This is a genomic window from Lyngbya confervoides BDU141951, assembly GCF_000817775.3.
Lineage (GTDB): Bacteria > Cyanobacteriota > Cyanobacteriia > Thermosynechococcales > Thermosynechococcaceae > Lyngbya > Lyngbya confervoides.
In genome coordinates, this window is record NZ_JTHE03000104.1 from 73,345 (window position 1) to 87,518 (window position 14,174).

15 protein-coding genes are annotated in these 14,174 nt (G+C 53.4%); 3 read left to right on the forward strand and 12 right to left on the reverse strand.

From position 1 onward, the window contains the following. Window positions 1-227: 227 nt before the first annotated feature. The 7 genes from fabZ to QQ91_RS18505 all read right to left on the reverse strand — a co-directional run bounded on the left by fabZ (window position 228) and on the right by QQ91_RS18505 (window position 7,374). Window positions 228-719: a 3-hydroxyacyl-ACP dehydratase FabZ gene (gene fabZ, locus QQ91_RS18475; RefSeq protein ID WP_166277142.1), complete on the reverse strand. Its 492-nt coding sequence runs from the start codon at window positions 717-719 to the stop codon at window positions 228-230. Between the two features lie 238 nt (window positions 720-957). Continuing rightward, window positions 958-3,450, reverse strand: a complete 2,493-nt coding sequence (locus QQ91_RS18480) for a BamA/TamA family outer membrane protein (RefSeq protein WP_166277145.1) — start codon at window positions 3,448-3,450, stop codon at window positions 958-960. 149 nt (window positions 3,451-3,599) lie between these two features. Further along, entirely contained in the window at window positions 3,600-4,331 is a 732-nt protein-coding gene (gene purC / locus QQ91_RS18485) for a phosphoribosylaminoimidazolesuccinocarboxamide synthase (RefSeq protein ID WP_166277148.1), read from the reverse strand. 124 nt (window positions 4,332-4,455) lie between these two features. Then, on the reverse strand, window positions 4,456-5,265 hold the full coding sequence (locus tag QQ91_RS18490) for an inositol monophosphatase family protein (protein ID WP_166277151.1): 810 nt from the start codon (window positions 5,263-5,265) through the stop codon (window positions 4,456-4,458). 73 nt (window positions 5,266-5,338) lie between these two features. Then, window positions 5,339-6,286, reverse strand: coding sequence for an S-layer homology domain-containing protein (locus QQ91_RS18495; RefSeq protein ID WP_250833404.1), 948 nt, complete (start codon window positions 6,284-6,286; stop codon window positions 5,339-5,341). Between the two features lie 132 nt (window positions 6,287-6,418). Next, window positions 6,419-6,772 (reverse strand): hypothetical protein, encoded by a 354-nt coding sequence (locus QQ91_RS18500; RefSeq protein WP_166277154.1) that lies wholly within the window; start codon window positions 6,770-6,772, stop codon window positions 6,419-6,421. A 44-nt stretch (window positions 6,773-6,816) separates the two neighbouring features. After that, the gene (locus tag QQ91_RS18505) at window positions 6,817-7,374 is read right to left on the reverse strand and encodes a hypothetical protein (RefSeq protein WP_166277157.1); all 558 of its coding nucleotides are present in this window, start codon (window positions 7,372-7,374) and stop codon (window positions 6,817-6,819) included. Window positions 7,375-7,670: 296 nt separating this feature from the next. On the opposite strand from QQ91_RS18505, the gene hemH reads away from it, so the two are divergent. Further along, window positions 7,671-8,834 (forward strand): ferrochelatase, encoded by a 1,164-nt coding sequence (gene hemH, locus QQ91_RS18510; protein ID WP_166277160.1) that lies wholly within the window; start codon window positions 7,671-7,673, stop codon window positions 8,832-8,834. Between the two features lie 49 nt (window positions 8,835-8,883). Here the strand turns inward: hemH and QQ91_RS18515 are convergent, their stop codons facing one another. Further along, entirely contained in the window at window positions 8,884-10,068 is a 1,185-nt protein-coding gene (locus QQ91_RS18515) for a CBS domain-containing protein (protein WP_166277163.1), read from the reverse strand. Between the two features lie 181 nt (window positions 10,069-10,249). Further along, complete coding sequence (locus tag QQ91_RS18520; protein ID WP_166277166.1) at window positions 10,250-10,660, reverse strand: recombinase family protein; 411 nt, start codon at window positions 10,658-10,660, stop codon at window positions 10,250-10,252. Window positions 10,661-10,838: 178 nt separating this feature from the next. Here QQ91_RS18520 and QQ91_RS18525 point away from each other — a divergent pair, with 178 nt between their 5' ends. Together QQ91_RS18525 and QQ91_RS18530 are read left to right on the forward strand one after the other, a co-directional pair. Beyond that, window positions 10,839-11,069, forward strand: coding sequence for a hypothetical protein (locus QQ91_RS18525; protein ID WP_166277169.1), 231 nt, complete (start codon window positions 10,839-10,841; stop codon window positions 11,067-11,069). A gap of 106 nt (window positions 11,070-11,175) precedes the next feature. Further along, a complete protein-coding gene (locus QQ91_RS18530; RefSeq protein ID WP_166277172.1) occupies window positions 11,176-11,631 on the forward strand; it encodes a CBS domain-containing protein in 456 nt (151 codons plus the stop codon). 366 nt (window positions 11,632-11,997) lie between these two features. Here QQ91_RS18530 and tilS read toward each other — a convergent pair whose 3' ends face one another. The 3 genes from tilS to QQ91_RS18545 form a co-directional block, all read right to left on the reverse strand. After that, entirely contained in the window at window positions 11,998-12,963 is a 966-nt protein-coding gene (gene tilS / locus QQ91_RS18535) for a tRNA lysidine(34) synthetase TilS (protein ID WP_166277175.1), read from the reverse strand. Window positions 12,964-13,166: 203 nt separating this feature from the next. Next, entirely contained in the window at window positions 13,167-13,433 is a 267-nt protein-coding gene (locus tag QQ91_RS18540; RefSeq protein ID WP_166277178.1) for a hypothetical protein, read from the reverse strand. Window positions 13,434-13,545: 112 nt separating this feature from the next. Next, a complete protein-coding gene (locus QQ91_RS18545) occupies window positions 13,546-14,145 on the reverse strand; it encodes a superoxide dismutase (RefSeq protein ID WP_166277181.1) in 600 nt (199 codons plus the stop codon). Between the last annotated feature and the right edge of the window lie 29 nt (window positions 14,146-14,174).

The window sequence follows — 14,174 nt, forward strand, 5'->3', positions numbered from 1 at the left end:
GGCAGCAGGTTAGCTAGAATCCTGACCATCGGGACAACAGTTGATTGGAAAAAGTCATGCCTAATGTTCCAACCCATGCCTTCCAAGCGATACTTGGCCAACCGATATTTCCCAATGACTCCTGGCAGCGGTTGTGGTCTAACCCCGCAGCCAAAAACGAGCCTCTGTGCGAAAACTCATCCACTGGGAATTCCTCCAGGCATGAATTCGGGGGGAACTACCAGGACTTAGTCAACCAGCGAAAACATCAGCTCACCCTCGGACGCCAACTGTCCATCCACCTCCGCACGGGCCTGCATTTTGCCAAAGCGTCGCTGTTTAATACAGAGCAGCTCCACTGTCATGATCAACTGGTCCCCAGGAACCACCGGACGACGGAACCGGACCTTATCAATTCCAGCAAACAGCGAAAGCTTGTCATGCAGGTCATCCATTTGAAGCAGCACTAGACCTCCCACCTGAGCCATGGCCTCAACAATGAGTACCCCAGGCATGATGGGCCGACCTGGGAAATGCCCTTGAAAAAACGGCTCATTCATGGTCACATTCTTGACCCCGACAGCCCGCTTCCCCGGCGTATTTTCAATAATGCGGTCAACTAAGAGAAAAGGATATCGATGGGGAAGTAGCTTTAAAATATCTTCGACGTTTAAGGTTTGTGGGTGAGCAGCCACATCCTCCGCGATCGTTGATAGAGGTGGGTTGGTTAGGGTAGGCATAGTCAACTCGTACACTACGTCATCGATACCGCCAAAAGAGGCTGCAATTTAGTCTTGCGCTGATCCAGTTGGCATGCATCCGGGGTTACACCTAGGTAAGCATACACTAGACTATCACCTTATCAGAATGCTCAACACGGGAGCTGGATGAACATTCTGAACTTCCAAAAGTAGGCTAGATTCAAAGGATCTAGCCTGAATGCTGCCTTGATGGGTTGGCCCGTTTGGGTTGGGAGGCTTAGAATCGCTGTCCGAATCCAAAATGAACCCGGTCCCTCCCTTCATCATTAATGGCGTAGTCAATTCGCACGGGGCCAATGGGGGTTTTGACACGCACTCCGGCTCCGAATCCGAATCCGTCTCCGGGCTTGCCTCGAATTAAGCTGGGGACCCCTGGGACTTCGCTATCGCTGCCCAGGACCGTCCCGTAATCGACGAAGAGAACCCCGCCAATGCCGCCGAGAAAATCAATCAGCGGGAATCGATATTCGGCAGTGGCTTGCAGGAAGCTGCGGCCGCTGCCCACATCGCCGTCGTCAAAGCCCCGCACTGAGTTGCTGCCTCCTAAATTAAAGGCTTCATAGGGCGGAAGATCGCCCAGAATCGTTCCCCCTTGGACATTGAACGCTAAGGCTTGGGGACCTTTGGCAAGTCTCAGGAGTTTGACTGGAAAAAATTGGCTGTAGCTGGCTCTCAAACGGGTAAAGGCAATGGATCCGGACCCAATTGGCACGGTTTGCTCAAGTCCAACTCGAATCAGGTTTCCTTTGGTGGGATCAACAGGATCGTTGCGTAAATCTCGGGCAATGCCAAATTGAACGCTCAATAGGTCATCTTGAGCGTCTAAATTTAAGGCGCGGATGGCTGCAATCTGCGCGGGTGTCAGATCTTGGTTGATGTCAAAGCCTGCCGCTCGCGCCTCCTTGACGCCGCTGAAGGTGAGCGGTTTGCCCAGTTCATCAACGGGAGCCAAGTCCAAATCAGAATCTCGTGCTGAGATCCGCTCGTAGCGAATTCCCACTGAGCCAACCCAGGCGCGCGGCAGCTTATCTGGATTTTTCGTGAACGGTCGTGTAAAGGAGACGCCTCCCCCAAGACGATTAATTCTGGGGCGACCGCCGCGAATAAATTCGCCCGTATCGGGATCAATCGTGCCGGGGAGGCGCACATCACAGGGGCTGTTAATGCCGGGGTTTACCACCTCGCTACAGGCAGGACTGTTGACGTTGAGATTGGGGTCGGCGGGATTAATGAAGGTGGTGTTGTCAAACACGCCACCGTCAAACACCAAGGGGAGGGTGAGACGGTTAAAGCCATTGACGGTATAGGAAGTGCGGTAGGGATCGCCCTTAATCCAGGGATTGGTTAAGCCAATATCAAACAGAAATTCTCGGGTGCCTACCTGCGCTTGGGCGTTAAGCTTGAGGTTGCGGCCCAGAAGGTTGGTTTGGGTGTAGGAACCGGTTCCAAAAAATCCGCTGCTGGAGCTAAAGCCTGCCCCAGCAGAAAAGCTACCGGTTTTGCGCTCTTGAACATTCAGGTTCACCACCACCTTGCGCGGATCTTCTCCTGGTTCAAGGGCCACTTGCACATCTTCAAAAAGGCCCAGGGCAAAAATTCGCTGGAGATCGGCCTGAAGCCTATCGCGGTTGAGGATTTCTCCAGGCTGAGATCGCATCTCCCGCGTAATAATGTATTCCTTGGTTTTCCCCTTTTTCGGTTCACCTTCTTCATTCTGGTAGCGAATGGCGATGCTTTCAATCTCGCCTTCGGCAACCTGGAGGGTGACTGTGCCGTCTGCATCAATTTGAGGGGCGCCCACCACCTGTCCGAGAACGTAGCCGCTCTCTTGGTAATATTGGTTAATTTCGTCGATTCCTGTCTGTAACTGGTTGAGGTTGAGAACCTCACCATATTGCGAGGCGAAGATTTTTTCGACCTCCTCCTCAGTGAGCACTTTGTTTCCAGCTAGCTGAACCGATCGCAATACGGGGTTCGGCAGCACAAAATAGGTGACCCGCACCCCCAGGGGGGTATCGCTGGGGGCCACCTGCACATTGCTGAAGTATCCTGTGTTGTAGATGGCGTTGATGTCCGACTGAATTTGCGATCGCGTGGCGGTTCCACCTGGACGTGTGGCGATGGCTTCGTAGACAGCAGTGATCAACTCAGGATCTTGGGTGCCTTCAACTGCGACCTCAGACACCAGGACCAGGGGTTCAGGTGTGCCGCTCTCCTGAGTTTGACCGGGACTGACCGGGGGAGGAACTGTGGGTACCGGTGTCGGGGGGATATCTCCTGCCGGGGGGACATCTCCTGCCGGGGGGACATCTCCTGCCGGGGGGGGAGAGAGGGGATCTTCCGTATCCAGGGGAGGAGGAGGTGTCCCTGGGGGATCTTCGCCGGTTGAATCTAGATCTTCGATCTCGCCATTCTCTTCGACTGAGCCATTGGGCCGGGTATTCTCTTCAACGCCCGGTGCCTCGGTGGAGTTGACCCCGTTCATTTCTAGCTCGCTATCAGGTTGTGCGGGAGCTTCAGGGATTGAGTTGTCCTCGGATGGGGGGGCGAGATCGGCTTGGGCCAGGAGGGGAATGCTCTGGGTCTGGGCGATCGCCGCGGGTTGGAAGTCGGATGATGCCGCCTCTGCAGGGGGCTGAACGAGACAGAAGAAAAGACCTGAACCAAGAATATTCAACCCAAGAATGGGCGACAGAAGTTTATTTTTCAATTTTTTTTTCACTCCACTCAACACCCATAGATGACCCGTGTCATCTTGGAAACCCACATTTTTCTCAGAAGCAGGCAGTATTTTAGCCTACTGAGGGACGCCCTGCCAGGGGATCGCGGCTCAACGAGCCAGCGAGCGCGACAGAGGGTTTACTGGACGGGTTGAGCTAAAACCCGTTCCATGACTTGAGCATAGGCTGACTCCACTTCGCCTAGGTCTCGACGAAAGCGATCCTTATCCATAACGCGGCGATCGGGATCGGTTTCTGCTTGATTCCACAGGCGACAGGTATCAGGACTAATCTCATCGGCAAGCAGGATTTGGCCCTGGCCATCCAGGCCAAACTCCAGCTTGAAATCTACTAGCGTGATGGCGCACTGCTGAAAAAACTCCATCAAAATTTGGTTGATGTGCAGTGCGCTTTGGGTGATCCAGTCCAGTTGCTCGAGGGTTGCGACTTCCAGAAGTAAGATGCGATCGCGGGAGAGAAAGGGATCTCCCAGAGCATCATCTTTGTAGTAGAAGTCTACCAAGGGCTTCGGAAGCTCTGTGCCCAAGGTCAACCCTGTTTGTTGACAGAGACTCCCGGCTGCAATGTTCCTGACAACCACTTCCAAGGGAATGATGGTGACCGCCTTGATCCGCATTTGGTCAGGGGCTGGCTGGTCGATAAAGTGCGTTGCGACACCAGAGGCCTCCAGTTTCTGGAATAAATGGGTGGCAATGCTACAGTTCATCCGACCTTTGCCCATAATCTGCCCTTTTTTTTGAGCGTTGTAGGCGGTGGCGTCGTCTTTGTATTGCGCTAACAAGATGTGAGGATCATCCGTTGCATAAATGATCTTCGCTTTGCCTTCGTATAGTGCTTTCCCTGTGGCCATGGCGTTCTACTCAACCCGGTTCACTAGTATGGTACAGATCCAGAATATCCCGGCGGGCACTATGGCACTTTTGAGACTGTTTGAGCGAGACCGAGTGAGATTGTATTGCCTGGGATCTCGCGGATCAGGACTCAGGGGCAGGGGCGCGGCTTGCCTGAATCAAGGTTTGAAACTGATCAATCCAATCTGGTTGGTTGACGACCAGGGTCGGAAAGGGGCGATCGCGATAGTTGTGTCCAGGCATCAGAGGAAAGGGGGGCTGGTCATCCAGGGGGATCCAGCTGGCACCTGCGGCCTGAAGAATGGGCCAAACCCCGGCGATATCCCAAATTTTTGGAGTGGCCTCCACTGCCCCAACCAGTGAACCGAGGGCTACCCCCAAAAGGTTATAGCTGGCTACGCCCAACATTCGCACCTTACAGGGAAAAGGACGCCTTAGCAGGCCAATACTGCGAGCGCAGAGGCTAAAGCATTGATTGGCGGCAGGGGCCGCCGCTCTAGTGTGGATGGGATGGCCGTTGAGAAAGGCTCCATCTTCCTGGCCGGGGGCTTGCCAATATCCGTAGATGGCGTGATCCAGGGGGGGCACGTACACGTAGCCAAATACGGGGGTGCCCTGGTAGAGCAGGCCCAGGGAAATGGCCCAGAGCGGAATGCCTCGGGTAAAGTTGGTGGTACCGTCGATGGGATCTACAACCCAGCACCAGTCCTGGACGGGAAAAATGTGGCTGACTTCTTCGCTCAGAACGCCGTGGTCGGGGAAGGTTTGGGTAAGGGCGCGGCGAATTCGATCATCGGACCAGCGATCGCAGCGAGTCACGAGGCTGCCGTCAGACTTTTCATCGGCCTGGACCTGACCGTAGTCCTTTAAAATTTGTCCGCCAACTTCGCGGGTGATTGTTTCAGCAAAGTGAAAAACCTGTTCCCAATCCATGGGCCTCCCATTGACCTACCCTACTGTCTGCCCCGTCATTTTATAGTGTTTTAGCGGTTTCACCCTGGGGCTTTTAAGGACTAGCAGAGGGGCTGATCTCTGCCGGTGGGGTGGGGCTGCTGGCGCTTTGCACCTCAGCCCGCAGCACCTCCTTGGCAGAATAGCCCTGTCCTTCGGTGCCGATGTACCACAGGGCGGCGGCCGCCTCCGCACGAGTGACTGGCTTCTGAGGCTGAAGCAACAGCGAAGCCCCCACCATGCGACGAATATTGGCTAAATCGCCGTTGGCATGATCGGCGACAATGGCGCTGGCGGCAGGGGTGGAAACCTGATCTGAATCTTTAAATCCCCAGAGTTCCTTGACCTTTGCCGCCGTGGCCGTGGGCAGAATTTTCTGTTGATCCACAGGAACTTTCCAGTTGAGTAGCGTTTCTCGAGTTAGGGGGGCAGCGGGTCGGAAGGTTTTTTCATTGACATCTCCCGTGAGAGGGCTGGGCAAATATCCTGCCTCCGCCAAGCCCTGGATGTAGGGGAAGTCTGGATGGGTTGGAGGCACGTCCGTATAGACTGGCTGAGCCGATTCTGCCTCTGCCAGGCGAAGCTGGCGTGTGGGGCGATCGCGGTACAGCCGATTGTTCGTTTGGACCAGCCAGCGAACAAAGGTGGCGCGATCAATGGGCTGGTTGGGTTCAAATAAAGGATCTCCCGCATTGGTTTGGCTGCCTGGGTTGAGCAACTCTAGACGGGCTAAGTCTTCAATGAGAGGGCGCAGATTGCTAGGTGCCGACTCTAGATCCACAAATTGCTGGGGTGTTTCTAGCGTGGGCGTAACGGTTACCTTGGGTTGAGGCGTTTCTTTGGCGGCGGGTTGGGGCGAGGTGAGTTCAGGCGATGGGCTATTCCAGCGCTGTGTTTCTGGATCGGGAGCGAGTGCTTTTTCCAGGCTTTGTCCGTCGCATCCAATCAGAGCGCCCGCGATGACGACCAGCAGCATCCACCGATGCAGTTGACTTACAAACACAAAATTACTTGACCATGGAATTAAATTTACTCTAGCGAATTGCAACCAGGCTGAGTCGAGGATTCTAAAAAAACGCGAAAAAAAACGCGGCCCTGGCCAGGGCCGGACTTGAGGCCCATCCTGATTGACTCCTTAGCGAACCGCTTTGCGAAACACCAGAATGCTGGAAACTGAAAACATTCCCGCCATGAAATACACGGGAAAGACCCAAGATTCAGCTGCTGGAGTGCGATCTGACCTTTGAGGATCCCATTGGACCTGAGAGTCGAGGTAAGTTCCCCCCAAAATGGTGGACACTGCACTGAGGGACAGAAAAATCCCAATAAAGATTTGAGCGGGAGAAATGTCTTTTTGCTGACGCAGGCGCTGCTGCTGTTGGTCAAGCTTAAGGGTTGACCGCATGGCTCGATACTCGTCTTCGTACTGGCGGATCAAATGGGTGGCATTGAGGTCACCGGCAACCTGGATGGAATTGGAATCTGGCATGGTGTGCTTGCTGTATGGGTTAGGTTTGCTGATCCCTGGTCTGGCTATTGTGACAGGGGCTGAGAGCTGTTGCTATCGGGTGCTGCTTCTTCCTGGGGGCGAAGCAGGGGGTCCTGCTTCAGGGATCGCTTCAAGGTTAAGAGCCGATCTTTTTCCATCTTGGCAATTTGCTCCTTGAGTCGGGTATTTTCTGACTCCAAAAATGAAATGGTTTGGGCCTTAGACTGATTCTCTTGCTGCTGATGGTTAAGCGTTTCGGCAACGTCATGATTTTCAGTTTGTAAATGGTGAATTTCCAGCTTGTTTTGGTTCACCAGGTTTTGAAAGCCCGATCGGACATCCGCCTCAATCAGCTTGAACTTGTAATATTCCAGCTCGTGCTGCCTTTCTAAAAGCTGCCGCTGGAGTTCCTCGGTTTCCTCTGATTGATTTTCTGATTGATCCCAGCTGCTTTTTTGCAGGCTGTAGAGGGCAACGCTGCCCCCCAGGATGGCTCCGGAGGCATTCACCTGCCCCTGGGTGGCTAGAAACGCAGAGTAGCCCAGCAAACTGTAGAGAAATAGATATTTGAGAGCAAGGCTGCTCTGGAGGTGTTTTGACATTTTCTTGCAAGAGTTACGAAGGGCAAAACCCAGATTCAGACCGTCCTACCATGCCTGCCCTCTAAAATCAAATCAGTCCATGGGATTAAAAAAAAATGCAAAGGAATGCCTTTATCTTTTTTGGTGTATTATTCGGAAATTAACCTGAATACGATTAAAAAATAGGCTTTTAGCCCCTTATCTTGCCACCATAGACAAAGGTCGCTTGATTTGTTAAGGGGAAGGACAGATCAAATCCGCACTTATTGTTAAAATTATGAGAATGCGTGTCACGAATGTTTAGGAAATTTTAAATTATGGGTCGCGTCGGGGTTTTGCTACTAAATTTGGGTGGACCGGAACAGCCCAGCGATGTTCGCCCGTTTCTGTACAACCTCTTTTCGGATCCTGAAATCATTCGACTGCCATTTTCCTGGCTCCAAAAACCTCTCGCTTGGGTTATTGCAACCAGCCGAGCCAAGCGATCGCAGGAAAATTACAAGGAAATTGGGGGAGGGTCGCCCCTAAGACGCATCACGGAGGAGCAGGCCCATGCCCTAGCCGAGAATTTAAGGGCCAAGGGGAATGACGCCCAGGTCTACATCGGGATGCGCTACTGGCATCCCTTTACTGAAGAAGCTGTGGACCGGATCAAGGCCGACGACATTAGCGACCTGGTCATTTTGCCCCTTTATCCCCAGTTTTCCATTAGCACCAGTGGGTCGAGCTTTCGGCTGTTAGAGGACCTCTGGACCCAGGATGAAGCCCTCAAGCAAATTAATTACACGGTGATTCCGTCCTGGTACGATCGACCAGGCTACGTGCAAGCCATGGCTCATTTGCTTGCGCAAGAGCTGGATCAGTGTGAAAACCCCCATGAGGCAGTCATCTTCTTCAGTGCCCATGGGGTTCCGGTGAGCTATGTTGAGGAGGCTGGCGATCCCTATCAGCAGGAAATTGAGGGCTGCGTCGACGCAATTTTGAAAACCCTTCAGCGTCCGAACGATCACGTGCTGGCTTACCAGAGCCGGGTTGGCCCAGTGGAATGGCTGCAGCCCTATACCGAAGATATGCTGCAAGAGCTAGGCAACCAGGGCGTGAAAGAAATTGTGGTGGTGCCCATTAGCTTTATTTCCGAGCATATTGAAACCCTGCAGGAAATTGATATTGAATATCGAGAAGTGGCAGAGGAAGCTGGGATTCAAAATTTCCGACGGGTGCCCGCGCTCAATACCAATCCTGAGTTTATCGATGACTTGGCCAACATGGTGATTGAGGCACGTCAGCAGACTCCCATCCACTTTTCAGAGGTGATGCGCCCCCAAAACAACGTCAAGCTCTATCCCCAAGAGCGTTGGGAATGGGGATTGACGAACGCGGCGGAGCGTTGGAATGGGCGTTTGGCGATGATTGGGTTCCTAGCGCTGATGCTGGAACTGTTCAGTGGGCATGGTCCCCTCCATAGCTTGGGCCTGCTTTAGAAGGTTTGAGGATGGGCAAACACTTAGATCCGGAACCCAGGGAGGCTTTCTATCGGTTGCGCCCTAACCGGGAGTCCAGGGCCGCCACTGCGGCTTGAGCCTGGTGTAGCTGTTTCAGGTCTTTGGCTTGCAGATGTTGATTCTGAGCCAGAGCATTCAAAGCGCGGTGAATGATCTGCAGTTCGGGGGGCGATCTATGGCCTCCTGTGCTGAGCGCCGATTTCTGTGTAGGGGGCGCAGTGTTGTTTGAGATGGCTGGGTATGCGGGGGCCATGTCCATGGGGGGATTTTTCCCGCGGGAAGCCAGTTGCTCCTGCTGCAGCTGGTGCAGGGTTTGCTGCAGGTTTTCGATCACCCCATAGAGTTCCATGGGATCGAAGACTCGTAGCAGACTGGTTTGGGTGATGATTCCCAAGCCTTGACCCCAATTCCAGGAAACCACCAACCGCCCCACGTGCCGTCGCTGCATTTCCTGGTGCGCTTTCCAAAGGGAGTCCTCGGGGCTGAGTAAAAACAGGGGAGTGCTCATGACCTGTGCGGCTTGCGTCTTCAGAAGATTGAGGCCAAGGGCCTGAAATTGCACGATGTCTCGCTCTGTGACAATGCCGACGGGTTTGGGATTGCCTTGACCGTCTGGCGTGGTAATCACGACACAGCTGACATGGTGTTCGGCCATGAGCCAGGCAAGCTGAAAGGCGGAGGTGTGCAGTGAGGCGTGGATAACCTGGGGCGTCATGACGTCGGCCACCCGCCGGGACTGAAGCAGGTTGGCGGGCCGCAGAACTTTACGGATGCTTTCATGGGTCATCACGCCGTAGAGTTTTCCCTGGGCCTCTAAAATGGGCAAATGGCGAATTCGGTAGCGTCGCAGCAGAAACAGGGCTGCAAAAATATCTTGAAGGGTGTCTTTGGCAAGGGTGACCACAGGTTGAATCATGACCTGGGAGACGAGGGTTGACTGCAAATCCCTGGCTTCGGCGGTGAGTCGCACAATGTCTCGCTCCGTGATGATTCCCTGAATCTGATGGTTTTGCACAATCAGGACGCAGCTCGTGCAGGAGGGCTGGAAGTCTTCAACGGGATCGCTCCCGCGCAGGCAGCAGCGGTTATGGTGGGCCTGACTGATTCGGGCAATGGCCTCGGTAAGGGGAGCATGGGGGGGCAAGATCAAGGGCTGACGATCAATGGCGTCTTGCAGGTTGGGGGCCCAAGTCAAATCTGGCTGAGACGACATGTGATGAAATTACCCTGGCTTATCTAAAGAGATGAAACAATATAAAGATTGGATATCCCTCATATTATAGGCTCTAACAGTTTATGGTGGAGCTGAGGAGCAGGGGTCGGTTGGAGATGCGTTGGCATCAGCGATGACGGTTGCGGAGTGTGGCACTGAGTTTGGGGAGTTTGTTCACGGTTTAGATCTGATGGGGCAAAGTCTTTCGATGTGGAAATGCCTTGTCCTCTGAGGTCTGGGGTTGAGAACGGAGGGATGGGGGTTCAAGGTGGCTGAGTCGAGACATCCGTCCATAGAGGCGATCTAGGACGCGTTTTACCGAAATGCGTCGCCAGAGTTGTCCTCTTTTGGTTCGGTATCCCTGCTCATTGAGCCAATCTGCTATTTTCTGGAGCGATTTCCCTGACTTATGGTGACGGCGGATCAGCTCAATGACCTGGCCTTCGCTGGGATCCTCTACAAGTTCGCCGTTTTCAACCCGTTGACCGTAGGGCGGCGAACCGTAGCCTGCGTAGCCTCCCTTGGCGGCCTTTGCCTGACGCCCCTGTTCAAGGCGTTCCCAAAGGGAGTGGCGGTCAAGATGTTCACCCATGGCCTGATATCTTGCCAACAAACTATACTACCAACCGATGTCTGTATCCTACCCTACCCGATTTCCCTGTGATTGAATGCTGGCGCTCCTGCCACGTTCTGTATCGACATGGATCACTTGGGTGGCGTGTGTGGAATGGGTGAGGGATTGACGGAGTTTATCGGCGGAGAGGATTAACATGCAAAAGACTCAAATTGTCCATTGCCCCACCTGTGGAAGTTTGGCGAAGCGACAGCTCATCACCATTGAGCTTGCCTCACTCCCCCACAGAGAGGAGAGGCCCCAGTGTATTCGGACGGAATGCCCGCACTGTGACTACCTGATGGTGCTCTGCGTATGCGAGAATCAGCTGACGCAGGTTTATGCGCCGATTACCAACCTGACGCGTGCGGTTTCTTCCCCTCAGTAATCCGTTGCTCGGTCATGCTTTGCAGTCAAAGATGCAGTCATCGATGTCAGGATAGATTGCAGGGATTGTTCGACCCACCCATGAAATAAAAAGGAAAATTTCTCCAATGATGCGAGCTGAAGAAATTATGACCCGCGATGTGGCTACCATTAGCGGGTCGGCTACGGTGGCTGAAGCGGTGGACCAGATGAAGCAAAAAGGGCTGCGGGCTTTAATTGTCGAGCCTCGCCATGATGCTGATCCCTACGGAATGGTGACTGAGACTGATATTGTTTACAAGGTGGCAGCCCACGGACTTGATCCGCGCAAAATGCGGGTGTTTGAGGTGATGACCAAGCCCTGTGTGGTGGTTAATCCAGAACTTGGGGTTGAGTATGTGGCACGGCTGTTTTCTCAGGCCAAGATTCGCCGCGCACCAGTGATTAAAGATGGGCTGATGGGAATTGTGTCGGTTACCGATATCTTACGCAAGAGTGACTTTGTAGAAAATCCAAAGAGTCAGTTTGAGATGTACTGTGAAGAGTTTCCTGAGGCCTTAGAAGCTCGATGCTATGACATCTAGGCGAGGAACTGAAGCGGTCAATATAGGTCGTCGATCTCCTGTAGTTGTTCTCCCTGGCGGCGAGTAAGGGTTCTAGGAGAGACAAAAGTCCATTGGACTGCAGCGTTATGGGTTCTGCTTGCGCTTTATATCGGATACGAGATAAGCAGATAGGCCGATTGCAATAATAATTTCGCTGAAAATGGTGGATAAGAAGCTCAGTGAAGTGGGCTCAGAAAACATGGAAAATACCTTGTGATCAATGAGTTTGCTGATAGCTCTATTGTTACCCATCTTCTCAAAGCCGGGGGTCAGTATATATTCGGAAATCCAATTTCATCAGAATGTTTTAAGCTTTCCTAAAACAGGCGAATAAGCTGGCAGGGGCTACTGGATGAGCTGAATCCAGCGGTGAAAGACTTCGGCACTCCATCCTCCTCCTAAGGATTCTGTGCGATCGCGGTGGTTGCCGTAGAGGAGCTGGAGGACCTGCTCAATTTTGGTATAGTTCAGCCCCGGAATGGGATTGAGAAACAGTCGTAAGGTTCGACGCTGGAGCGATAGGGGAGCCTCTGCCAGTTTCTGGCGATCAATCTGCCTGACGTTCTCTGGATTGAGGGCAGCAATGAAAAGTTTCTGAGCTTGCTTCTCCAGGTACTCGACGTCTGCTTGGAGAAGTTCAGCGGTTTGGGCGATCGCCCGGTCAACCTGGGGATTGAAATGTTCTCGTAGATAGGGCAGGACATCCAGGCGCAGGCGATTGCGCCGGTAATGATAATCCTGGTTCATACTATCATTCCAGATCGGCAGGTTGAGCTCCTGGCAGAAGGTTTGGGTTTGGGCACGAGTCGTTGCCAGCAGCGGGCGTACTAAGGTCACGATATCCGTGAGCTTTCGTTGCCAGAGAAGGGCCTGAAGACCATCCATGCCGCTACCGCGCACCAGGTTATAGAGGAGGGTTTCAGCGCGATCGCTGGCGGTGTGTGCGGTAACGAGATGGGTATAGCCTTGCTGCTGGGCCAAGTCGCTCATAACTTGATAGCGCCAGGTCCGCCCTTCGGCTTCGCCCTTGAGACGTTTGGGGGCAAGGAAGGAATGGAGCGTGATCTGCCAGGTTTGGGCCAGTTGCGCTACATGCTGGGCATTGAGATGGGAGTCCGGGGGCCAGCGGTGATCGCAGTGGGCGATCGCCAGATCCCAATGCCATTTAGGTTGCAGGTCGCGCAGCAGCTGCAATAGGCATAGGGAATCCTGGCCACCAGAAAACCCGAGGAGCAGGCGCGATCGCGGGGGGAGGTAGGGATGCTGGCGCAGGAGGGTATGGAGGTAAGCGTGGAGAGGGGTCCAAACCATGGATGGAAAGGATGGAGAGAGGTATTGAGGATACTGTAGCGGGATCTCGCCCATTCCTGAAGCGTGTTGAGAGTGTTCTGGAGGGTGTTCTGAATTTTGTCTCGAGACAATACTTCACTCGAGACAATACTCCACCGGAATGGCCTCTGCGCTTGGCGACCTTCCCGAAGAATATAGGGAGCTTAACCCACCCAACGCCACAATCAGCGATCGCCCTCGATATCGCCCTCAAGATTGCCCTCAAGATTGATCCAAGCGTTGCTCAGCCGAGCATCGACGTATCGCTTCGCCCTCTTGATCGCATCGGACTGGGTGAGGGCACAGGGAACAGCGACTGCGCAGCCCTTCTCGTGAATGGCCCACACAGCATACAGGACCTGACCGTTGTCCTCACTCTGGTCAACCTCTAGCCGCCATCCCCGATAAGTAAAGGACCAGATAATGTGCGGGAAATCAGGATCTAGGATCATAATTCAATGGGATCAAAGGGAATAATCAGCTCTGTCTCAGTGAAACAGAGCTGTTGATCACAGGTCTCAGCTGAGCCAGGAAGAAACAGGAACCGGCCCGCGGCTGGATTGCCTAGGCCGTCGCTAGGTTTTGAGCTGCAAAATCCCAATTCACTAGGCTCTCTAAGAAGGCTCCGATATAATCGGGACGCTTGTTCTGGTAATCCAGGTAGTAGGCATGTTCCCAGACATCCATGGTCAGCAGCGGAACCTGTCCATGGGTGAGGGGGTTATCCGCATTCAGCGTCTTGGTTACCTTGAGAGTGCCCTGATCTAGAACCAACCATGCCCATCCACTCCCGAATTGAGTCGCGCCTGCGTCCTTGAAGGCATCTATAAATTTTTCAAAGCCACCAAAATCAGCCTCAATTTTCTTTGCCAGGTCTCCGGTGGGACTCCCTCCGCCCCCAGGTTTCATGCTGTTCCAGTAGAAGGTATGGTTCCATGCTTGGGCAGCGTTATTAAAAACGCCAGTCTTTTCAGCATCGCCTGCCACGGTTTTAATGACCTCTTCAATGGGTTTGTCCTCTAGCTCAGTCCCCTGAATCGCACTATTAAATTTGTTGACATAGGCCGCATGGTGCTTGTCGTGGTGAAACTCCAGGGTACTCTTTGAGATATATGGTTCAAGAGCAGTGTAAGCGTAGGGTAAGGTTGGCAGTTCGTAAGCCATAATTCGGATGCCTCTCTCAAGAAAACGGA